This window comes from Pseudomonas sp. WC1, assembly GCF_050586565.1.
Lineage (GTDB): Bacteria > Pseudomonadota > Gammaproteobacteria > Pseudomonadales > Pseudomonadaceae > Aquipseudomonas.
Window position 1 is genome coordinate 48,757 of record NZ_JBOBDQ010000021.1, and the last position, 21,152, is coordinate 69,908.

Sequence of the window (21,152 nt, forward strand, 5' to 3'; positions counted from 1 at the left end):
TTTTTAGAGCGTGTGTATTGAAAGCTGTATGCGCATTCATTCGCTGCGGCGACTCACAGTCACCTTTCCGCCCTTACGGCGGGTTACTTTGGACGGCCAAAGTAACCAAAGCCGCCCGGCTCCATTCATCCGGCCCCTACGCTTCGCTCCGGGGTCCCCTCACTCCGGCCTTGCTCCCGGGAGGACCGCGCTGAACGCCCCATCCTGGGGCGCAGCGCTTGACGGGCATCCATGCCCGTCACCTCCCTCCGCAAGACCTGCGTTCGGCCTCCTGAAGTCGCATTTTGCGTTGCCTGAACTACCGCGCGCTTAGAAGCAAAGCAAAAACAACGGCAACGGCAACGGCAACGGCAAGGGCAAGGGCAAGGGCAAGGGCAAGGGCAAGATGCCGCAAGGCCGTTTGCGAACCACCACCGCCATACATTGTCCCTATACTCCGAAGCGCCGCTTCACACCACGACCTTCGCAGGTGGGTTTGCCATCGCGCTTGTGTCATCATGCTCCGACCGCCGGTTTAGCCTCTTTATAAGCCTCTATGAACAAATCCTACGCATTGCTGCTTGCCCTCGCCCTGCTTCAAGGCTGCCAGAGCCTGGCCCCGAAGACGGACGTCCAGACGCCCGCCGCCGACGCCGGCAAGAGCGCGGAAAAGCCCGTGGTGTACGGATCGTTCAAGCAGGACACCCTGTACAGCCTGCTGGTGGCGGAGCTGGCCGGCCAGCGCAACCGCTTCGACATCGCCCTGGCCAACTACGTCGACCAGGCCGAGAAGACCCAGGACCCGGCTGTCTCCGAACGCGCCTATCGCATCGCCGAGTACCTGGGCGCCGACGAGCCGGCCATGGACACCGCGCTGATCTGGGCCCGCAACGACCCGCAGAACCTCGACGCCCAGCGCGCCGCCGCCATCCAGTTGGCACGCGCCGGGCGTTACGACGACTCCATGACTTATATGGAGAAGGTGTTGCAAGGCCAGGGCGATACCCATTTCGACTTCCTCGCCCTGTCGGCCGCCGAGACCGACCAGCATACCCGCGACGGCTTGATGCAAAGCTTCGACCGCCTGCTGGTGAAGTACCCAGAGAACAGCCAGCTGGTGTTTGGCAAGGCCTTGCTGCTGAACCAGGATGACAAGCCGCAACAGGCCCTCGACCTGCTCGAGGCCCACCCGCCACAGAATGGCGAGATCGCCCCGGTGCTGCTGCGCGCCCGCCTGCTGCAGGCCCTGGACCGCGGCCCGGAGGCCCTGCCGCTGCTGCGCGGCGCAATCCGCGACAACCCCGAAGACAAGCGCCTGCGCCTGACCTACGCGCGCACCCTGGTCGAGCAGGACCGCATCGACGACGCCAAGGCCGAGTTTGAGAGCCTGCTCCAGCAATACCCGGAAGACGACGAGATCCGCTACTCGCTGGCCCTGGTATGCCTGGAGACCAAGCACTGGGACGAGGCCGAAGGCTACCTGCAGGAACTGGTCGAGCGTGACGCCAATGTCGATGCCGCCCACCTCAACCTCGGCCGCATCCGTGAAGAACGCAGCCAGCCGGCTGCCGCCCTGCGCGAGTACGCCCTGGTCGGCCCCGGCCCGGACTACCTGCCGGCACAACTGCGCCAGGCCGATATCCTGATTGCCAACGGTCGCAGCGCCGAAGCCTCGAAACTGCTCGCCGAGGCCCGAGAGGCGCAGCCGGACTACGCCATCCAGCTGTACCTGATCGAGGCCGAAAGCCTGGGCAACAACGGCAAGGAAACTCAGGCCGCCCAGGTGCTGGAGCAGGCAATCAAGCGCTACCCCGACGACCTCAACCTGCTCTACACCCGGGCCATGCTGGCCGAAAAACGCAACGATCTGGCGCAGATGGAAAAAGACCTGCGCGCCATCATCGCCCGCGAGCCGGAAAACGCCATGGCCCTCAACGCCCTGGGCTACACCCTGGCCGACCGCACCACCCGCTACGGCGAAGCCAAGGCGCTGATCGAAAAAGCCCACCAGCTCACCCCGGACGACCCGGCCGTGCTCGACAGCATGGGCTGGATCGCCTATCGCACGGGCAACCTCGAGGAAGCCGAGCGCCAGCTGCGCCTGGCCTTCGAACGCTTCCCTGATCATGAAGTCGCCGCCCACCTGGGCGAAGTCCTCTGGGCCAACGGCAAACGCCGCGAAGCCCGCCAAGTCTGGGCCAAGGGCTTCGAAGCCCAGGCCGACAGCCCCATCCTGCGCAAGACCCTCCTGCGCCTGACCGGATCCGAGAGCCTGTAAATCATGTTCCTGCGTCATTGCATCACCTTCACCCTCATCGCCCTGCTCGCCGGCTGCGCCGGTTTCGGCAGCAAGGAAGCCGTGCAGGGCCAGGGCAACCCGCAGCTGTGGCGCGAGCACAAGCAGCAGTTGGGCAATCTCGACGGCTGGCAGATCAACGGCAAGGTCGGCATCCGCGCCCCGCGTGATTCGGGCAGCGGCACGCTGTTCTGGCTGCAGCGCCAGGACTACTACGACATCCGCCTGGCCGGCCCCCTGGGCCGCGGCGCGGCACGCTTGACCGGGCGCCCCGGCGGCGTAGTGCTGGAAGTCGCCAACCAAGGTCGCTACGAGGCGGCTAACCCCGAGGCGCTGCTGGAAGAACAACTGGGCTGGCGCCTGCCGGTGTCGCACCTGGTCTGGTGGGTGCGCGGCCTGCCCGCCCCGGACAGCAAGAGCCAGCTGACCCTCGACGGCGACAGCCGCCTGGCCAGCCTCGCCCAGGACGGCTGGAAGGTCGAATACCTGAGCTATGTGGAGCAGAACGGCTACTGGCTGCCCGAGCGCCTGAAGCTGCACGGCGAGAACATCGACGTGACCCTGGTAGTCAAGGACTGGCAGCCACGCCAGCTGGGGCACTGATTCGATGCAAAAGCTGACACTGCCGGCCCCGGCCAAGCTCAACCTGTGGCTGCACATTACTGGGCGCCGCGCCGATGGCTATCACGAGCTGGAAACCGTGTTCCAGTTTCTCGAGCACGGCGACGAACTGAGCTTCGCCCTACGCGACGACGGCCAGATCCACCTGCAGACTGAAATTGACGGCGTGCCCCACGACAGCAACCTGATCGTCCGCGCGGCGCGGATGCTACAGGCACAGTCCGGCACTCCGCTCGGCGCCGATATCTGGCTGCGCAAGGTGCTGCCCATGGGCGGCGGCATCGGTGGCGGCAGCTCCGACGCGGCGACTACCCTGCTGGGACTCGCGCACCTGTGGCACCTGGACTGGAACGAAGATCGCCTGGCGGCCCTGGGCCTTTCGCTCGGCGCCGATGTGCCGGTGTTCGTCCGCGGATATGCTGCCTTCGCACAGGGTGTCGGCGAGCAACTGACCCCGGTCGACCCCGCCGAACCCTGGTATGTCGTGCTGGTGCCGCAAGTGTCTGTCAGCACAGCGGAAATTTTTTCGCATCCAGAGTTGACACGTGATTCCCTCCCCCTTAAGATGCGCCCCGTTCCCGAGGGAAACAGTCGAAATGACTGCCAACCGGTAGTAGAGCAACGGTATCCTGAAGTTCGCAATGCGCTGATTTCACTGGGTAAATTCACTGAAGCTCGAATGACCGGCACTGGAAGTTGTGTGTTTGGGGCCTTCCCAAGCAAAGCCGAAGCTGATAGAGTTCTGGCCCTTCTTTCAGAGACCCAAACAGGGTTTGTGGCGAAAGGAAGCAATATTTCGATGTTGCATCGCAAGCTGCAAAGTCTGATCAAGAAGTCGAGTTCATAAGAATTCGCAGCAACAGATACAGGGGCGTCGCCAAGCGGTAAGGCAGCAGGTTTTGATCCTGCCATGCGTTGGTTCGAATCCAGCCGCCCCTGCCATTTCTTATACTCATCCAGGTTACCCTCAGCCTTCAGGTACTGCGCGTGTCCAAGATGATGGTCTTCACGGGGAATGCAAACCCCGATCTGGCTCGGCGTGTCGTACGTCAGCTGCATATTCCACTGGGTGATGTTTCTGTCGGTAAGTTCTCCGACGGCGAAATCAGTGCTGAAATCAACGAAAATGTCCGCGGTAAAGACGTCTTCATCATTCAGCCCACCTGTGCCCCTACCAACGACAATCTGATGGAACTGGTAGTGATGGCCGATGCCTTCCGCCGCTCCTCAGCGTCGCGAATCACTGCCGTGATTCCTTACTTCGGATACGCCCGCCAGGATCGCCGTCCGCGTTCGGCACGTGTAGCCATCAGCGCCAAAGTTGTCGCTGACATGCTCACTGTCGTGGGTATCGACCGTGTACTCACCGTCGACCTTCACGCTGACCAGATCCAGGGTTTCTTCGATATCCCCGTCGACAACATCTACGGCTCGCCCGTACTGGTCGACGACATCGAAGACCAGCGTTTCGAGAACCTGATGATCGTCTCCCCGGACATCGGTGGTGTGGTGCGTGCTCGCGCCGTCGCCAAGTCCCTGGGCGTCGATCTCGGGATCATCGACAAGCGCCGCGAAAAGGCTAACCACTCCGAGGTTATGCACATCATCGGCGACGTCGAAGGACGCACCTGCATCCTGGTAGACGACATGGTCGACACCGCCGGCACCCTGTGCCACGCGGCCAAGGCCCTGAAAGAACACGGCGCTGCCAAGGTTTACGCCTACTGCACGCACCCTGTCCTGTCGGGCCGCGCGATCGAGAACATCGAGAAGTCGGTACTGGACGAGCTGGTGGTGACCAACACCGTTCCGCTGTCCGCCGCTGCTCAAGCCTGTGACCGTATCCGCCAGCTGGATATCGCACCGGTTGTCGCTGAAGCGGTACGCCGCATCAGCAACGAAGAATCGATCAGCGCGATGTTCCGCTAAGCGGAACACGTGTTGATATGAAGCGCCCCGCCCCAGCATTCGTTGGGGCGGGGCTTTTTTGCCATCCCCGTTGGCGCTGGTCGCAAACGCCCTCGGGGGGCTATTTTGGAGAAGCAAAATGACTGATTTCATCCTGAACGCCCAAGCGCGTACTGACCTGGGGAAAGGTGCGAGCCGCCGCCTGCGTCACTCCGCCAACATTCCTGCCGTTGTCTACGGTGGCGATAAAGAAGCCCAATCCCTGACCATCGTGGCCAAGGAAATCGCCAAGCTGTTCGAAAACGAAGCTGCCTTCAGCCACGTTATCGAACTGAATGTCGACGGCGCCAAGCAGAACGTCGTGGTCAAGGCCATGCAGCGTCACCCGGCCAAAGGCTTCATCATGCACGCCGACTTCGTTCGCGTCGTTGCTGGCCAGAAGCTGACCGCCAAGGTCCCGGTTCACTTCGTCGGCGAAGAAGCCCCGATCAAGAAAGGCGGCGAGATCTCGCACGTTGTTTCCGAGATCGAAGTTTCCTGCGAAGCCAAAGACCTGCCTGAGTTCATCGAAGTCGACCTGGCCAACGCCGAAGTCGGCACCATCATCCACCTGTCGGACCTGAAAGCTCCGAAAGGCGTAGAGTTCGTTGCTCTGGCCCACGGTGATGACAAAGCTGTTGCCAACGTCCACGCCCCGCGCGTTGCCGCTGAAGCTGCTGAAGGCGCTGCCGAGTAATCCACTCGCACGCCGGCGTTGATCGGGTTACAGTGCCGCGCGCACCGTAACCCACCAACTCCAAGGAAGAGCCCCTGACGTGACCGCCATCCAGTTGATCGTCGGCCTGGGTAACCCCGGCCCCGAATACGAACAGACCCGGCATAACGCAGGGGCTCTTTTCGTTGAACGCCTCGCCAGCGCCCAGCGCGTCTCGCTGTCCGCTGACAAGAAGTATTTCGGCCTGACGGCTAAGTTCAGCCATCAAGGCAACGATGTTCGTTTGCTGATCCCCACCACCTACATGAACCGTAGCGGCCAGTCCGTGGCGGCTCTGGCCAATTTCTTCCGCATCAAGCCGGAAGCGATCCTGGTGGCGCACGACGAACTCGACCTGCCCCCCGGCGTCGCCAAGCTCAAGAGAGGCGGCGGCCATGGTGGGCACAACGGCCTGCGCGACATCATCGCGCAGCTCGGCAACCAGAACGACTTCCACCGCCTGCGGCTTGGCATCGGCCACCCGGGTGACGCCAAACTGGTCTCCAACTTCGTCCTGGGCCGCGCGCCGCGCGCCGAGCAGGAGAAGCTCGACGCCAGCATCGATTTTGCCCTCGGCGTGATGCCCGACGTGCTTGCCGGCGACTTCGCCAAGGCGATGCGCGAACTGCACAGCCAGAAGGCCTGACACTTTTAGATAGGGGAATACCCATGGGTTTCAATTGCGGCATCGTCGGCCTGCCCAACGTCGGCAAGTCCACCCTGTTCAACGCCCTGACCAAGTCCGGCATCGCGGCGGAGAACTTCCCCTTCTGCACCATCGAGCCGAACAGCGGCATCGTGCCGATGCCCGACGCACGCCTGGCCGCGCTGGCCGAGATCGTCAAGCCGAACCGCATCCTGCCGACCACCATGGAATTCGTCGACATCGCCGGCCTGGTCGCTGGCGCCTCGAAAGGTGAAGGCCTGGGCAACAAGTTCCTCGCCAACATCCGCGAGACCGACGCCATCGCCCACGTGGTGCGCTGCTTCGAAGACGAGAACGTGATCCACGTTTCCAACAGCGTCGACCCCAAGCGCGACATCGAGATCATCGACCTCGAACTGATCTTTGCCGACCTCGACAGCTGCGAGAAGCAACTGCAGAAGGTCGCCCGCAACGCCAAGGGCGGCGACAAGGATGCCCTGGCACAGAAGGCCATCCTGGAAAAACTGATCCCGCACTTCACCGAAGGCAAGCCGGCACGCAGCCTGATGAAGAACATGGCTGACGACGAGAAGGCCGTCATCCGCGGTTTCCACCTGCTGACCAGCAAGCCGGTGATGTACATCGCCAACGTTGCCGAAGATGGCTTCGACAACAACCCGCACCTGGACGTGGTCAAGGCCATCGCCGAGGAAGAAGGCGCGGTCGTGGTACCGGTGTGCAACAAGATCGAAGCCGAGATCGCCGAACTCGACGACGGTGAGGAGAAGGACATGTTCCTCGAGGCCCTGGGCCTGGAAGAGCCTGGCCTGAACCGCGTGATCCGCGCCGGCTACGAGCTGCTCAACCTGCAGACCTACTTCACTGCAGGCGTGCAGGAAGTGCGTGCCTGGACCGTGCGCGTGGGCGCCACCGCGCCGCAGGCGGCCGGCGTGATCCACACCGACTTCGAGAAAGGCTTCATCCGCGCCGAAGTGGTGGCCTATGACGACTTCATCCAGTTCAAGGGTGAGAGCGGCGCCAAGGAAGCCGGTAAATGGCGCCTTGAAGGCAAGGACTACATCGTCAAGGACGGTGACGTGATGCACTTCCGCTTCAACGTCTGATGCAGCGCTCCTGAAAGAACCCGCTTCGGCGGGTTTTTTTTCGCCCACAGAAAAGCCCTACAACCCCCGCCCGCAAAGACCGACATGCATATCGGCAATTATTTATGCATAAATATTTCCACTTTCGCATTGACTGCATATGCATTGCTGCATAACCTGTATCTCGAACCGGACAGCAACCGGTTGTTACACAGGCAGCGATGAACAGGCCTCGACTGTTCAGAGGGTTGGCAACTGGCCCGGGTGTGCAGCGTAAAGCACCACGATCAGTTATCCGGCGGGCACACGGCCGCGGTCGGAGTCACCAATTCGAAGCGCAACCGCATGGCGTCACCAGTCGTGGCCAGCGGTGACGACGCGCATTACTGAAAAGCCTGCACGGCGGGCTTTTTGGAATGCCGCTCCCAGGGCCAGCCTCTCTCACACGAGTACCTAACGATGATTTATTCAGGCAACCCCGCCCCGAGGTCAGCCCCATGAACCAGTTGAAAGCACTGACCAGCTACCTGCTCGAACGCAAGCTGGTGCCCGCTGAACAACTGCATGCCGGGGCGCAGCAACTCGACCTGCAACTGGCCTGGACACAGACCGAACTGGGTCTGCACATGGGCAACCTGCGCTACCGCGCCCTGTTCGATCTCGACGACTACAGCGGCCATCCCGGACGCCTGATGGCCCTCGCAGGGAGTTGGTTGGAAGCCAAAGACCCCGGGCGCCATCTGTTCGCCCTTCCGGCACCGACGCTCACCGTCAAGCAGAAGGCCCCAGGCAGCGACTTGCTGGATGTGTCGCTGGCCCTGGAGTTCGTCGAGCCCCTTTACCTGACCGAGGACGCAGCCGGAGAAATCGAGGTCTTCGGCAAGACCTGGTCATTCCAGCCCCACGACCTGTGGGTCGCCGAACAAGGCGATGTGGTCGTGCAGGGCAGCACCCTCCCCTGACCTGTTACCCGGGCCCAGCGCCCGTCCCGCCGGCAACCTGATTGGCAGGCTCCGGCACAACTCTTCAATCACCCCGCTAACGAGGCAACCTATGGCACTCGGTAAAATCAGCGTGAACAATCTCAACCTCGGCCAGGGTGCCGTGACCGAGATCGAGCGCTACTTCCTTTTCATCGGCCCCGCCGCCAAGAACGTCGGCAAGCTGTTGGCCCTGAACACTGACAGCGACCTGGACAACGAACTGGGCGTGGCCGCCAGCGACCTGAAGACCCAACTGATCGCCGCCCGCGCCAACGGCGGCGGCCGCTGGGCCTGCCTGGCCGCGCCGATCGGCGCCGAAGGCGACTGGGCCAGCGCCCTGGAGTACGCCCAGCAACACGGCTACTCGGTCGAAGGCATCGTCGTCACCAAACCGGTGACCGCCGGCGCGGAACTGCTGGCCTTGCATACTGCCGCCGAACAGCTGAACGCTCGCCATGGCCGGCGTTCGTTCGTCCTGGCCGCGTCCGCCGGCATCCTGCCGACCGTGACCTGGTCGGACTACCTGCTCGAGCAGAAGGCGCTCACCGACGGTATCGCCGCGCCACGTGTCGTGGTGGTGCCGCAGCTGCACGGCAACGACCTGGGCGTGCTCGCCGGTCGCCTGGCCAATTCCGCCTGGAGCATCGCCGATACCCCGATGCGCGTCGCCAGTGGCCCTGTCCTGGGCCTGGGCAGCGTGCCGGCGGACAAGGACGGCGTACCGCTGCCCTCGGCAGTACGCAGCGAGCTGGACAAGGCACGCTTCTCTGTATCCCAGACCTACCCGGACTACGAGGGTGTGTACTGGGGCGACGCCAACATGCTCGACACTGCCGCCAGCGACTTCCAGGTCCTGGAGTACCTGCGCCTGGCCGACAAGGCCGCCCGCCAAGTCCGTCCGCTGCTGATCCGCCGTATCGGCGACCGCCGCCTGAACAACAGCCCCGCCAGCATGGCCGCCAACACCAGCGCATTGATGGCGCCGCTGCGCCGCATGGCCAAGGCGGTGAAGTTCGCCGGCGAGGTGTTCCCGGGCGAAATCCAGCCGCCCCGCGACGGCGACCTGGTCATCGTCTGGAAGAGCCACACCCAGGTGGAAGTGTTCATCCGCATCCGCCCGCACAACTGCCCCAAGGACATCACCGCGAACATCGCGCTGGACCTTTCCCAGGACTACCAGGAGTAACCCATGGCCAAGATCAGTGGCTTGAACTTCGACATCAACGTGGGCGACCTGAAGATCCACGTTGAAAGCGCAACCCTCGACATCACCGACAACAGCGCCGTGGCCCACACCAAGGGCGTGCCAGACGGCTGGGTCGCCGGCGACGTGGCCGCCAGCGGCGAGCTGGAAGTGGATACCAGCAACTTCAACCTGATCATCGAAGCCGCCGCCAAGGCCGGCAGCTTCCGCCAGCTGGGCACCTTCGACCAGCTGTTCTACGCCAAGACCCCCACCGACGAGATCCGCGTCGAGGCCTTCGGCTGCCGCTTCAAGATCTCCAGCCTGCTCAACATCGACGCCAAGGGCGGCGAGAAGACCAAGCACAAGCTGCCGTTCGACGTCACCAGCCCCGACTTCATCCATGTCAACGGCGTGCCGTACCTGTCCTTCGCCGAGGTCGAGGGCCTGAGCTGATGGTGTGCCCATTCGACCGCGCCCAGGCCCTGGAACAGCTCAGGCGTGATCTGGCGATCGCCGTTGTGCGTGACCGACGGGCGGCGACTGGGCCGAGCCTCACCGATTGCGCGGACTGCGGCGACGAGATCCCCGAGGCGCGCCGCGCCTTGGGTGGCATGCGCCGCTGCGTCCCCTGCCAGCACCGCCACGAGCGCAGCACAGCGCTCACCCCTTCGTTTTGATTCCCGTATTTCATTGGAGTAGTACCCCATGACCCAACGCACCGAAATTACCCTGGAAGTCGGCGACCTGTCCATGGACTTCGCCGTCGATCCGGCGCTGATGACCAAGTACATCAATGCCCTGACTCCGTCCAACAAAGTCGCCCCCGCCAATAACCTGCTGGTCACCGCCGTGAAGCCCGAGCACAAGGACCAGCTCAAGCCGCTGCTGGCCAACCCGATGACCGTCATCCAGCTGGCCGGTGCCCTGGTCGAGGAATACGCGCCGACCGTCGAGGTCACCGTAAAAAAGCGCTCGGCCACGCAGAGCGACTGACCGAGGACGGCCTGGGCCAGTTGCTGGCCCTGGCCGAACGCTGGCTGCCCGGTGCCCAGACCACGCCCGAGAACCTGGGCACAGCCAAGTGGCTGGAGGACGAGCACTGGCGGCGAATGGAAATCGCCATTGCCAACGGCATCGCACGTGCATTCAACGGAAGCTGACATCCCATGAGCGCGAACACCGCAATCAGCCGGCTGGATTTCATCCTGTCGCTGACCGACAAAGTCACCGCGCCGCTGGCGAGGATGACCCAAGGTTTCAACAAGCTGACCGAGAAAAGTCAGACCGCCATCAAGCAGATCAGCGATGGCACGCAGAAGCTGCAAAACTCCGCCAGCGGCTTTGGCACCTTCCTTGAGCCCGCCCTGGAAATGAACCGTGCCCTTGGGGATGTGCGCTCGCTTGGCGTGGCCGAGAACGCCCTGGAGGCCTTGAACAGGAAAGCCCTGGCGTTCTCCATCGCCTATGGCGAGAACGCCAGGGACTTCGTCGCCTCGGCGTACAAGATCGAAGGCGCGATCAAGGGCCTTTCCGGCTCCCAGCTCGCCACGTTCACCTACGCCAGCAGCGTGCTGGCCAAGGCCACCAAGTCCGACCAAGGCGTGATGGCCGAGTACGTCGGCACGATGTACAACCTGCAGAAGCAGCAGGCCGACGCCATGGGCAAGGGCCAATGGGTCAAGATCCTGGGCGGCCAGACCGCCCTGGCGGTCCAGCTGTTCCGCACCAGCGGCGAACAGATGAAGGATGGCTTCAAGGAGGCCGGCGCCCAGGCCTCCGCCGCCGGCATCGGCCTGGCCGAGCAGATGGCCGTGATCGGTAGCCTGTCCGGCAGCATGGACGGCAGCGCGGCCGGCGGGCTCTACAAGGCCTTCTTCGAAAACATCGAGGACGCCTCGGACAAGCTCGGCATCAAGTTCACCGACACCAATGGCAAGGTCCTGCCGATGCTGGACATCCTGGCCAAGCTACAGGGTAGGTTCGGCGACCTGCGCGGCGCTGCGGCCAACGCCAAGATCACCGAGGCCTTCGGCGGTGAGGCGGCCCAGCTCATCGGCGCGCTGGCCCAGGACACCGACCGTCTCAAGAACGGCATCGACCAGCTGGGCCAGGTGCGTGGCCTGGAACAGGCCGAGCAGATGGCCAAGGCCATGGTCGACCCCTGGCAGCAGTTTGGGGCTGCGGTAAAAGGGCTGCGCATCGCCTTCGGCCAGGCGCTGATTCCCATTTTGCAACCGCTGATGGCACGCCTGGTCGAGATCGCCCAGACCCTGGTCCGCTGGATCAAGCTGTTTCCCAACATCACCCGGGTGATCGCCATCGCCACCTTGACGATCCTTGGCGCTAGCGCCGCGCTGACCGCGCTTGCAGTTATAAGCGGGCTGGCCCGGATAACCCTGCTGGGTGTACAAGCCGCCTGGGCCCTACTCAACCTGGTCGGGCTGCGCAGCATCGCGGTGGTCTTGAGGCACACCATCGTGCTGTCGCTCTTCCTGGCACGCCTGGTCGCCATGTTCGCCTGGATGGGAATCGTGAGACTCGCCACCCTTGCCTGGCAGGGTGCGGTCTGGCTGCTGAATGCCGCACTCCTGGCCAATCCGATCATCCTCATCATCGCGGGCATCATCGCGCTGGCCGCTGCCGTGGTCCTGGTCATTGCCTACTGGGACGAGCTCAAGGCCGCGTTCCTGGACAGTGCCGCCTTCCAGTGGATCAGCGCACAGCTGGACGCACTGAGCAAATGGTTCACCGAAATGGGTGGCTGGACAGGCATGGCCAAGGCCGCCTGGGACGGCATCGTCAAGGTCTTCCGGAGTTCGATCAACCAGGTGATCGAGTGGTTGAACAAGATCCCGGGCGTCAACATCGAGACCTCGTTCGCCGATCTGCCGGAAGCCCCCAAGGTGCCAGGGCTTGCCAGCCAGATCGCGCCGATCGGCGTACTGCCCATGAGCAACACGCCGCCACTGCTAAAAACCCTGATGCAGGTGCCCTCACCGGCCCCGCTCACGGCTTCGGTGGCACCCGCAGCCGTCGCGACCACCATAGCCAGCGCACCGATCGAACAACTCGACCAACAGCGCCAGCGCATGACCCAGACCGCACTCAACCTCTCGCCGGCCAGCCCGACGAGCGTTCCCCAGGGAGGGCTGATGACCCAGATCCAGAGCAGCACCCAGACCCAGGATCGGCGCATGCACGTCGAGAGGATCGAGATCAACACCAGCAAGGCCATGAACCCGCTGGAGCTCGAACAGATGATGGAAATGGCGGTGGGCTGATGAGCGACTACATCGATCTGCTGATCCACGACAACGACCTGGTCCTGGACCCTTCCCATCAACCGCTGCTGATCGAGGACCGTGCCAGCATCGCCCAGGACATAGCCCACATGATCCGCGACAGCGGCCTGCTGGTGACCCTGGTGGCCGAGCGCAGCCGCCAGCGCCAGGCCGACTGCATCCTGCAGCTGGAACTGCTGGTAGAGGACGACGAGCGCCTGCTACCCGGTACCGCCCGCATCCTGCAAGAGCGGCCGGGCGTGTACCGGGTCACGGCGAAAACCCTGAAATTCGGTGACATCGAGGTATACCTGTGAGCGACTTGGACTTTCGCAAGGTGCTGGCCGACGCCGGCATTCCCACCACCGAAGCGGCGCTGCACAAGGCCTGGGAGGCCGAAGTGGCCGCCCAGGGCAGCAAGCTGAGCAACACCAGCGCCTACTCGCCGTTCTGGCGGGTGGTGACGGCACTGGTGACCAAGCCGGTGCTCTGGCTGGTCGGCTTCATCAGCGACACCGTGCTGCCCAACTTCTTCGTCAAGACCGCCAGCGGCGCCTGGCTGGACAGCCTGGCCTGGGCGGTGAACATCGAGCGCAAGGGCGCGACCAAGGCCCAGGGCCAGCTGTTGTTCACCCGTGAAAACAGCGCCGGCGAGCTGCTGATGCGCGCCGGCGTCGTGGTGCAATCCGCCGCGATCAACGGCCACGTCTACCAACTGGTGACCATCGAGGACGCAGTGTTTCCAGAAGGTCGCCTGCAACAGTCGGTCAAGGTCCAGGCACAGCAGGTCGGCAGCGGCTACAACCTGGCGCCCGGCTACTACGCCATCCTGCCCGAGCCGGTGACGGGGATCGTCCAGGTGGTCAACGACGACGGCTGGATGACCTCGCCCGGGGCCGACCCCGAGCCCGACGAGCAACTACGCCTGCGCACCCGCAACCAGTTCAGCGCGGTCAACCAATGGCACACCGACGCGGTCTACCGCGCGATGATCGCCGCCTTCCCGGGCGTGCGCCCCGACGGCGTGTACTTCCTCCACGACGCGCCGCGCGGTCCGGGCAGCGCCAACGCCTACGTGCTGTTCGACGCCGATGTGCCGGCGCAGGCGTACCTGGAGCAGATCAACAACCACGTGCGCGACGAGGGCAATCACGGCCACGGCGACGACCTGCTGGTGATGGTCATGCCCGAGACGCGGCACGACATCGCGCTGACGGTCTGGCCGCAGGCGAACCTGACGACGAAGCGCCGCGAGGCATTGCAGCAAGGCATTGCCCAGTTCATCCGCGCGGCGTTCCGTGAAAGCACGACCAGCGACTACCGCCCGACGCTGACCTACCCACAATCGCGATTCTCCTTCAGCCGCCTGGCCGAAGAACTGCACCAGGCCTTCGACGACATCGAATCGCTGCACTTCGCCAACGAAGACATCGTCTCGCCGCTGAGCATCGCGCGCATCGCCAACCTGCGAGTGGACCTGGTATGAGCCCGCTGAAACTGCCGTTCTGGCTCGCCGGCACCGAACTGACCAAGCTCAAGGACGCTGCCCAGGCCTGGTGGGCCAGGGTGACCGAGTGGCTGCGCTGGCCGCTGCTGCAGATGGACGCCGAGACCTGCCACCTCACCGTGCTTGACCTGCTCGCCTGGCAACGCGATATCACCCGCTTCAAGGACGAGCCGGAAAGCCTGTACCGGTTGCGGGTGAAGTTCGCCTTCATCAACGCGGTCGATGCCGGCAGCACCGCAGGGCTCAAACGCATCCTGCGCCGGCTCGGCGTGGGCTATGTCGAGATCGACGAACGTATGCCAGACCGCGACTGGGATGTGGTCCTACTGCGCCTTTCCGACTCGCAGCTGTCGGAAAACCCCGAGCTGCTACGGGTACTGATCCAGCAGTACGGCCGGACCTGCCGCCGCTACGACTTCGTCAGCATCACCCCCGTGACCCTGCGCATTGCCGCAGTCCAATTCAACGACGACCAGCAGACGCTGATCGCCACGCTCTAGGAGCCCGCCGTGGCCAGAATCACTTTCGCCGGCGAAAGCCTGATCGCCCAGAAGCAGGGGGCCAAGGAAGTCCTGCAGATCACCCGCTTCATCTACGCCAATGTGCCCGGGCTCGACCCGAACACGCCGGTCGACCGCGCCGCGACCAAGCCGCCGGCCAGCCAGATCGTGCACAGCTACGACATCCCGGCGGGCAACAGCGGCTACGTGAACCCCAACCAGGTCGTCTACAGCTCGATGCTGGGCAGCGACATCGGCGACTTCGACTGGAACTGGATGGGCCTGGAAAGCGCCGAGGGCGTGCTGTTCGCCGTGGCCTACCTGCCGCTGCAGCAGAAACGGCGCAACATCCCGCCGCTGCAGATCGGCAACAACGTCACCCGCAATATCCTGGTGGAATACAGCGGCGCCCAGGAACTGACCGGCATCACCATCGATGCCAGCACCTGGCAGCACGATTTCACCGTGCGCCTGAAAGGCATCGACGAGCGCGAGCGCCTGAGCAACCGCGACGTGTATGGGCGAGCGTGCTTCTTCGGCGACGGTCTGCAGTTCCAGAAGATGGGCGACAACTACCAGCTGGCCGCCGGCACCGCCTACCTGGAAGGCATGCGCCTGGAGCTGCCCAAGGCCGTGCCGCTGAGCCCGCCGCAAGACGCGACCCAGGTGTGGATTCACATCACCTGGCAGCGCAAGCAGAACGATGTGATACCCAGCTGGAAAGTCGTGTATCTGCCCGACCAGCAGGATTCCGTCACTCCTGACGGCTGGGTTTACTGCATCCAACTGGCGGACATCGCCAGCTCCGGGGTCATCGCCGACAAGCGCAAGTCCGTGCCCATCGCCGGCCCGCTGGTGGACCACTTCGCCAGCCGCAAGTCAGTTACGGACCTCGAGGAGGGAGTGACCTCCGCCGGCAAGTCGCGCCAGCTGGCCGAAACGCGCCAGATCGCATTGCAGGGCGATGTCGTCGGGCGCGTGGACTTCGACGGTTCCAGGAACGTGGCGATCCAGGCCACGCTTGCGGACATGGGCATGGTGCCCGGGACTTACTCCAAAGTCACGATCAACGGCAAAGGCCAGGTAATCGGTTGCGAGGCACTGCTGCAGGTCGATATCCCCAGCCTGGACTGGAGCAAGATCACCAGCGGCAAGCCAACCACGCTCCAGGGGTATGGGATTACCGATGCGCTGCACACCGGATACAGCAACCAGCTCCCCCGGTTCTACTCAGATACACCAAGTACCAACTACATACATCCTGCCCTCGAAATCCGCGAGGTGGGGCTGGTTCACAATACCAATCTGAACTGGGAGTACGCTCCCCGTCTTGGCTTCCACTGGGGAGGTCAGGTAGCGGGCGATCTGGCGATGAACGCCCAAGGCGTGATCGCCTGGAACGGCTCTGCGCTCTATCACACCGGCAACCTCAAGCCCCAGGACATCGTACCCGCCGGCACGTTGATCCAGTCGTTCAGCAGCATCGCGCCTCCCAATTGCCTTCGCTGTAACGGTGCTGCTGTCAGTCGTACGGTCTATGCAACGCTCTTTGCAGCGATCGGTGATTACTACGGGGCTGCCGACGGATCCACGACCTTCACCCTGCCCGATACTCGTGGCCTGTTCATTCGAGATGTCGACAATGGACGAGACCTTGATGCAGGCCGAGTTTTGGGAACATTCCAAAGCAGTCAGAACCAGTACCACGCCCACTCCGCGTCTACCGGCAGTGCCGGCTGGCACGCCCACGGCGGGAGCACCTCGTCGGTCGCGGGTAGCCATATCCACGCCTTCAACTACGTGAATACACCGACCACCCAGGATATCCCTGGAATCGGCGCAGCCATGCATTACGCCGGCGTTAACTCGGCCGCCACCAACCGTATCCAACCCGCCGGCGACCACAGCCATACCCTGAACATCGTCGGCGACGGCGCTCACACTCACCCGGTAACGGTAAACCCCTCCGGCGGGGCCGAGGCGCGCCCTGTGAACATGGCCCTGTACTACTACATCAAATACTGAGGTGCCCGATGGCAAAGACAAAAACGGTCTACCAGACATCCCCATTGGGCTTGTTCACTGGTACCGCCGAAGCGGACGAGTCGCCGCTGGAGCCCGGCGTGTTCCTGATCCCCGGCGGCTGCGTGGAGACGGCTCCGCCGTCGATCCCCGAGCACAAGGCCGCCCACTGGAACGGCCAGGCCTGGTCCCTGGTGGACTACTACGACGGCCTGGTGGTCTACAGCATCACCACCGCCGAGGCCCTGACCATCACCGGCATGGGGCCGGTCCCCTCGGGTTACACGGTGAAAAAGCCTGGCCCGGACCAGGTATGGAAGAACGGCGAGTGGGTGGACGACACTACCGCCGTGCTGGCCAAGCTCCACCAGCAGAAGCTGGATGAGATCAACACCGGCTGCGCGAAGTACATCGAGGCCGGCTTCGATTCGACGGCCCTGGGCAAGGTGCATCGCTACAGCAGCTCGCTGGAAGACCAGGTCAACCTGACCGGCCTGGTGTTCAGCGGCCTGGACAGCGCCTACCCCTGCACCGGCAGCGATGGCGTGCGCCTGTTCCTGGCCCACACCCGCGACCAGTTGCTGCAGGTGAACAAAGACCTGGTCCTGTTCAAGCAGGCCGCGCTGCAACATGCCGACCAACTCAAGCGTGACGCGGCCAAGGCGCTGCAGGACAAGAAGCTCAATGCCCTGCGCGCCATCCAGTGGACGGTGCCGGCATGAGCTGGTCGCCTGTCGCCATGCGCTGGCCGAGCGAAGCGACACGCTGGATGGACCAGTTGCAAGCGGCCAAAACCCTGGCCGGCAACGAATTGGCCAGCACCGGCCAGCGGCTGGCCGGCCTGCAAGGGCTGGCGACCACCAACCCCGGACCGGTCGGCGAGGCGGCCCAGGGTGCGATCGCAGCCGGGCGCCAGGCCCTGGCCGAACAACTGGGCGAAGTACCAGCGTGCCTGGTAGTCACTCCCTTCCAGAGCGGTATCGGCCAGGGGCGCGGCTACCAGCGTTTCCTGTCGGCTCCCAACCTGTTGCAGCAACTCGCCGACAAGCTGACCGATGGCACCGACGCGGGCCGCCCCCAGGGCGACTTGCACGCGCTGTGCCTGCTGTTTCTAAGTACCCGCTACGAACAGCTGGCCGCCGGGCTGGCGCGCTTCAACGCATTGATGCCCATACCCGAGCTGGTCCGCGCACAGCGCCGCGCGGAACATCTGGCTGGGCTCGAAACCGAGAAATGGCAGATTCCCCAGGTCACCGCCCTGCCGCGCTGGGAGGCCTTGCCCCTGGAGCGTTGCACGGTGCTCAAGGCCGCGCAGCAATCGATCGCCGGGCAGATCGCAGTGCTGGAAAGCTACGCCGCCGACAGCTCGCCCATGAGCGACCTCGCCGGGTTGGCGGCACTCAAGGCCAACCAGCAGCAGGTCCGTGACCAGCGCCTGGCCGACCTGCGCCAGCTGCTGGAGGGTGGCCAGGCCGACAGCTCGGTACGCGCCCGCCTGCTCGGCCCGGGCAACAACACACAACTGCGGCGCATGCTGCTCGAAGGCGATGCCCCGGGGCATGAGTGGGTGATGAGCGCTGGCGTGATCCTGGTCGGCTCGGCAAAAGGCCTGAGCTTCGTTCGTGAAATGGTGGGTTTATGACACTGCTACTGTTGGACGGCCAGCCCGTCGAAGGCAAGACCCTGAAAGTCACCGGCAACCTGCGCATCGAAGCCGAGGACCTGTCCGGCCAGACCAGCAACACCGACACCGCGCACAAAGGCTTCAAACCCAAGACCCTCACCGTCACCCTGACCATCCCCTACGTCAACAGCGTCTGGTTGCGCAACCTGATGCGCCTGGCCGAAGCCACCCAGAGTGGCGGCCAGCTCAAGACCTACCGCATCGTCAACGACACGTCCGAGGCCTTCGGCATTCGCCAGGTGTGCTTCGCCGACAACGTCAACGTCCGGGAGGACGATGCGCTGGCCTGCTGGCGGGTGCAGTTCGGCCTGGCCGAGAAGACCTCCAACCCGGAAAAGGTCGAGAAGCGCCGCGCCAAAAAGCGCGTCAAGGCACAGGCCGCACCCGGCGCCGCGGCAGGGGCGGAAGATGACGAGGATGACAAGGATCCGGAGCTGACCAGTTTCGAAAAGCTGTTGAAAAAAGTGGACGACTGGCTGGGGGAGAAACCATGAAACTGCATCAGGTACTCAGCGTGGCAGGCGAACGCCAAGACATGGTCAGGGCGGACGTGCGTCTGGAGCTGCGCAACCCGGGGCGGGCGACCTTCATCGTCCAGGCCGAGGCACCGCTCAAGGGCCTGGTCACCCTCGACATCGGCTACAACGACAGCACGCTGCAGCGACATTTCATCGGCTACGTCGAGCGCTGCACCACTGCCAACGCCAAGCAGCAGGTGCTGTTCTGCCGCGAGCTGGCGGCGATCCTGGCCAGGCCGCTGCCGATGAACCTGCGCCATGTCGACCTGCACGGCGTGCTCGACCAGGTCGGCCAGCAGACCGGCCTGCGCTTTCGCGTGCCCGAGCGGCCCTACGCATCGGTGCGCGCACCGTTCTTCTACAGCTTGGCCGCCGGCTTCCAGGCCATGGAGAGCCTGGCCCAGGTGTTCGACATCCCCGACTTCATCTGGCAGCAGCAGGGCAATGGCGAGGTGTACGTGGGCAGCTGGGCCGACAGCTACTTCGGCGCCCGCCCCGCGCTGCAACTGCCCACGGAGCTGTTCGACAACTACCAGGGCAACCAGAGCGCCACGATTGCCGCCCTGCCAGGGCTGCGTCCAGGCGCACCGATCAACCACGGCGAGCGCGTGACCCATGTCGCGCTCGCCGGCAACCAGATGGCCATCCGATGGAAGACGCAATCCGCCGCGCCGTAGCGCGCCAGTTCCCCGAGATCACCGGCGGCTACCACCTGCCGCGCTTCGGCCGCGTGGTCGCGGTCCCCGATGCGCCAGCGACGTCCGGGCTGTGCGACGACTTCCGCCCGCGCTTCGGTGTCGATGTCCAGGTGCTGCTACCAGATGGCGAGCCCGATCCGGTGCTGCCGGTGTTCACCAGCCTGCCGCTGCCGGCGCCCATGGGCGGCCAGGAGCGCGGCATGTTCGGTTTCCCCGAAGAAGGCACCACCGTGGTGGTGTCGTTTGCCTACGGTCTGCCCCACAAACCCTTCATCCAGCAGATCCTGCCCCATGGGCTCAGCCTGCCCAAGGTGCCAAAGGGTGATCTGGTATGGCAACACAGTGAGGCCTGCCAGCAGCGCGCCGACGCCGATGGCAACTGGCTGCGCCAGACCGATGGCCGGATCCGCGACAAGGCGATCGAGCGCGAGGTCGAGGCACTGGCCAACACCGAGCAGTTCCAGAGCCATGCGCGGACGGTGGACGACCACTCGACCGAGACCGTGGGCGGGGTGAAGAAGATCGAGGCCCTCGGCGCGCTCAAGCTGCTGTCCGGCGGCTCCGCCAGCCTGGCCGCCCTCGACGACCTGCACCAGGCCACCGGGCGCGACCTGAACCTGGCGGTTGGGCAAAAGCTCAACGCGGCAATCGGCGGCGACGTCCAGGAGCGGATCGAGGGCCTGCGCGACAGCGTGGTGAAGATCAGCCAGCGCCTGCAGGCGCCGAAGACCTGGCTAGGCTCCGAGGCGGTGAACGTGCTGCAGGTGCTCTGCGACCTGCTCGAGCTGGTCCAGGCGATGAACACCGAACTGGCCGCGCATGTGCACGGACCCACGCCACCACCCAGCAATGCGGCGGCCTTCAGCGGCGCGGCAGTGCAGGCCCAGGCCATGGGGCTCAAGTTGAAGCCGATCACGCTGTAGTTTTCAGGGCGTTTCGTATCGCGGGGCCAGCCCGCTCCCCCACGCTCAACCTTGAGCCTTGGGGGAGCGGGCTGGCCCCGCGTTGCGTTTGGGGCGGAAAAAGTTGAGCGTTCACACGACTGACTGCCAGCAGACTTGGATTTAAACCACCGAGCAAGCGGTCCAGGCTGGACGCTTTTCCGTGAGCAGGCCTACCCCATGACGCAGAAGCCCCAACGCCCCAAAGCCGTACCCACCGTTCAGGTGAACACCGAAGAAGTGATCGTCACCGAATGGCGCTTCGCCCCAGGTGCCGAGACTGGCCGGCACCTGCACGGCCATGACTACGTGGTGGTGCCGATGACCGATGGCACGTTGTTGCTGGAGACCCCGGAAGGCGAGAAGCTCGCCCCTCTGGTGGCGGGCCAGAGCTACTTTCGCAAGGCCGGTGTGGAGCACAACGTGGTCAATGCCAGCGACCACGAAGTGGTGTTCATCGAAACCGAGCTGAAGTGATGAACAAGCGCGCCCCTGCTCAGGTTGCGCGTGTCCCCCAGCGGCCCT

General features: G+C 64.1%; 24 protein-coding genes and 1 tRNA gene. All 25 read left to right on the forward strand.

The genetic code is table 11. The annotated features are described in order from the left end of the window. Positions 1-535 precede the first annotated feature (535 nt). The 25 genes from ACQ4OD_RS12145 to ACQ4OD_RS12265 all read left to right on the forward strand — a co-directional run bounded on the left by ACQ4OD_RS12145 (position 536) and on the right by ACQ4OD_RS12265 (position 21,104). The gene (locus tag ACQ4OD_RS12145) at positions 536-2,257 is read left to right on the forward strand and encodes a tetratricopeptide repeat protein (RefSeq protein ID WP_430944352.1); all 1,722 of its coding nucleotides are present in this window, start codon (positions 536-538) and stop codon (positions 2,255-2,257) included. Positions 2,258-2,260: 3 nt separating this feature from the next. After that, positions 2,261-2,878 carry a lipoprotein insertase outer membrane protein LolB gene (gene lolB, locus ACQ4OD_RS12150; RefSeq protein ID WP_102683836.1) on the forward strand — a complete coding sequence of 206 codons (618 nt, stop codon included), beginning with the start codon at positions 2,261-2,263 and terminating at the stop codon, positions 2,876-2,878. A 4-nt stretch (positions 2,879-2,882) separates the two neighbouring features. After that, positions 2,883-3,743 (forward strand): 4-(cytidine 5'-diphospho)-2-C-methyl-D-erythritol kinase, encoded by an 861-nt coding sequence (ispE, locus tag ACQ4OD_RS12155; RefSeq protein WP_430944353.1) that lies wholly within the window; start codon positions 2,883-2,885, stop codon positions 3,741-3,743. Positions 3,744-3,763: 20 nt separating this feature from the next. Next, positions 3,764-3,838, forward strand: a tRNA-Gln gene (locus ACQ4OD_RS12160). A 45-nt stretch (positions 3,839-3,883) separates the two neighbouring features. Beyond that, positions 3,884-4,825, forward strand: a complete 942-nt coding sequence (locus ACQ4OD_RS12165) for a ribose-phosphate pyrophosphokinase (RefSeq protein WP_016391678.1) — start codon at positions 3,884-3,886, stop codon at positions 4,823-4,825. 118 nt (positions 4,826-4,943) lie between these two features. Further along, positions 4,944-5,540 (forward strand): 50S ribosomal protein L25/general stress protein Ctc, encoded by a 597-nt coding sequence (locus ACQ4OD_RS12170; RefSeq protein ID WP_046857141.1) that lies wholly within the window; start codon positions 4,944-4,946, stop codon positions 5,538-5,540. A gap of 79 nt (positions 5,541-5,619) precedes the next feature. Then, entirely contained in the window at positions 5,620-6,204 is a 585-nt protein-coding gene (gene pth, locus ACQ4OD_RS12175) for an aminoacyl-tRNA hydrolase (RefSeq protein WP_023629555.1), read from the forward strand. Positions 6,205-6,227: 23 nt separating this feature from the next. Further along, on the forward strand, positions 6,228-7,328 hold the full coding sequence (ychF, locus tag ACQ4OD_RS12180; RefSeq protein WP_023629554.1) for a redox-regulated ATPase YchF: 1,101 nt from the start codon (positions 6,228-6,230) through the stop codon (positions 7,326-7,328). A 476-nt stretch (positions 7,329-7,804) separates the two neighbouring features. Further along, on the forward strand, positions 7,805-8,269 hold the full coding sequence (locus tag ACQ4OD_RS12185; protein ID WP_139668591.1) for a phage tail protein: 465 nt from the start codon (positions 7,805-7,807) through the stop codon (positions 8,267-8,269). A 91-nt stretch (positions 8,270-8,360) separates the two neighbouring features. Continuing rightward, positions 8,361-9,476: a DUF2586 domain-containing protein gene (locus ACQ4OD_RS12190; protein ID WP_430944354.1), complete on the forward strand. Its 1,116-nt coding sequence runs from the start codon at positions 8,361-8,363 to the stop codon at positions 9,474-9,476. Positions 9,477-9,479: 3 nt separating this feature from the next. Continuing rightward, the gene (locus ACQ4OD_RS12195; protein ID WP_046857144.1) at positions 9,480-9,929 is read left to right on the forward strand and encodes a phage protein; all 450 of its coding nucleotides are present in this window, start codon (positions 9,480-9,482) and stop codon (positions 9,927-9,929) included. Then, positions 9,929-10,153, forward strand: coding sequence for a TraR/DksA family transcriptional regulator (locus ACQ4OD_RS12200; RefSeq protein WP_139668587.1), 225 nt, complete (start codon positions 9,929-9,931; stop codon positions 10,151-10,153). Before ACQ4OD_RS12195 ends, ACQ4OD_RS12200 begins: the two co-directional genes overlap by 1 nt. Before the next feature lie 28 nt (positions 10,154-10,181). Beyond that, complete coding sequence (locus ACQ4OD_RS12205; protein ID WP_430944355.1) at positions 10,182-10,469, forward strand: putative phage tail assembly chaperone; 288 nt, start codon at positions 10,182-10,184, stop codon at positions 10,467-10,469. Positions 10,470-10,489: 20 nt separating this feature from the next. Then, positions 10,490-10,636: a DUF6890 family protein gene (locus ACQ4OD_RS12210; protein ID WP_177485987.1), complete on the forward strand. Its 147-nt coding sequence runs from the start codon at positions 10,490-10,492 to the stop codon at positions 10,634-10,636. Between the two features lie 6 nt (positions 10,637-10,642). After that, a complete protein-coding gene (locus ACQ4OD_RS12215) occupies positions 10,643-12,757 on the forward strand; it encodes a phage tail tape measure protein (RefSeq protein ID WP_430944356.1) in 2,115 nt (704 codons plus the stop codon). Beyond that, positions 12,757-13,074 (forward strand): DUF2590 family protein, encoded by a 318-nt coding sequence (locus ACQ4OD_RS12220; protein WP_046857148.1) that lies wholly within the window; start codon positions 12,757-12,759, stop codon positions 13,072-13,074. Before ACQ4OD_RS12215 ends, ACQ4OD_RS12220 begins: the two co-directional genes overlap by 1 nt. Continuing rightward, positions 13,071-14,243 carry a baseplate J/gp47 family protein gene (locus ACQ4OD_RS12225; protein WP_198755648.1) on the forward strand — a complete coding sequence of 391 codons (1,173 nt, stop codon included), beginning with the start codon at positions 13,071-13,073 and terminating at the stop codon, positions 14,241-14,243. The genes ACQ4OD_RS12220 and ACQ4OD_RS12225 overlap by 4 nt, the downstream gene beginning before the upstream one ends. Further along, complete coding sequence (locus ACQ4OD_RS12230) at positions 14,240-14,764, forward strand: phage tail protein (protein WP_139668580.1); 525 nt, start codon at positions 14,240-14,242, stop codon at positions 14,762-14,764. The genes ACQ4OD_RS12225 and ACQ4OD_RS12230 overlap by 4 nt, the downstream gene beginning before the upstream one ends. Before the next feature lie 9 nt (positions 14,765-14,773). Continuing rightward, positions 14,774-16,789 (forward strand): phage tail protein, encoded by a 2,016-nt coding sequence (locus ACQ4OD_RS12235; RefSeq protein WP_430944357.1) that lies wholly within the window; start codon positions 14,774-14,776, stop codon positions 16,787-16,789. A gap of 8 nt (positions 16,790-16,797) precedes the next feature. Further along, the gene (locus ACQ4OD_RS12240; protein WP_214500992.1) at positions 16,798-17,508 is read left to right on the forward strand and encodes a hypothetical protein; all 711 of its coding nucleotides are present in this window, start codon (positions 16,798-16,800) and stop codon (positions 17,506-17,508) included. Continuing rightward, a complete protein-coding gene (locus ACQ4OD_RS12245; RefSeq protein WP_430944358.1) occupies positions 17,505-18,428 on the forward strand; it encodes a hypothetical protein in 924 nt (307 codons plus the stop codon). The genes ACQ4OD_RS12240 and ACQ4OD_RS12245 overlap by 4 nt, the downstream gene beginning before the upstream one ends. Further along, positions 18,425-18,964, forward strand: a complete 540-nt coding sequence (locus ACQ4OD_RS12250) for a DNA-binding protein (RefSeq protein WP_430944359.1) — start codon at positions 18,425-18,427, stop codon at positions 18,962-18,964. The genes ACQ4OD_RS12245 and ACQ4OD_RS12250 overlap by 4 nt, the downstream gene beginning before the upstream one ends. After that, a complete protein-coding gene (locus tag ACQ4OD_RS12255; protein WP_430944360.1) occupies positions 18,961-19,665 on the forward strand; it encodes a hypothetical protein in 705 nt (234 codons plus the stop codon). The genes ACQ4OD_RS12250 and ACQ4OD_RS12255 overlap by 4 nt, the downstream gene beginning before the upstream one ends. After that, positions 19,638-20,609, forward strand: a complete 972-nt coding sequence (locus ACQ4OD_RS12260) for a hypothetical protein (protein WP_198755653.1) — start codon at positions 19,638-19,640, stop codon at positions 20,607-20,609. The genes ACQ4OD_RS12255 and ACQ4OD_RS12260 overlap by 28 nt, the downstream gene beginning before the upstream one ends. 198 nt (positions 20,610-20,807) lie before the next feature. Beyond that, positions 20,808-21,104: a cupin domain-containing protein gene (locus ACQ4OD_RS12265; protein ID WP_110702996.1), complete on the forward strand. Its 297-nt coding sequence runs from the start codon at positions 20,808-20,810 to the stop codon at positions 21,102-21,104. The last annotated feature ends 48 nt before the right edge of the window (positions 21,105-21,152 follow it).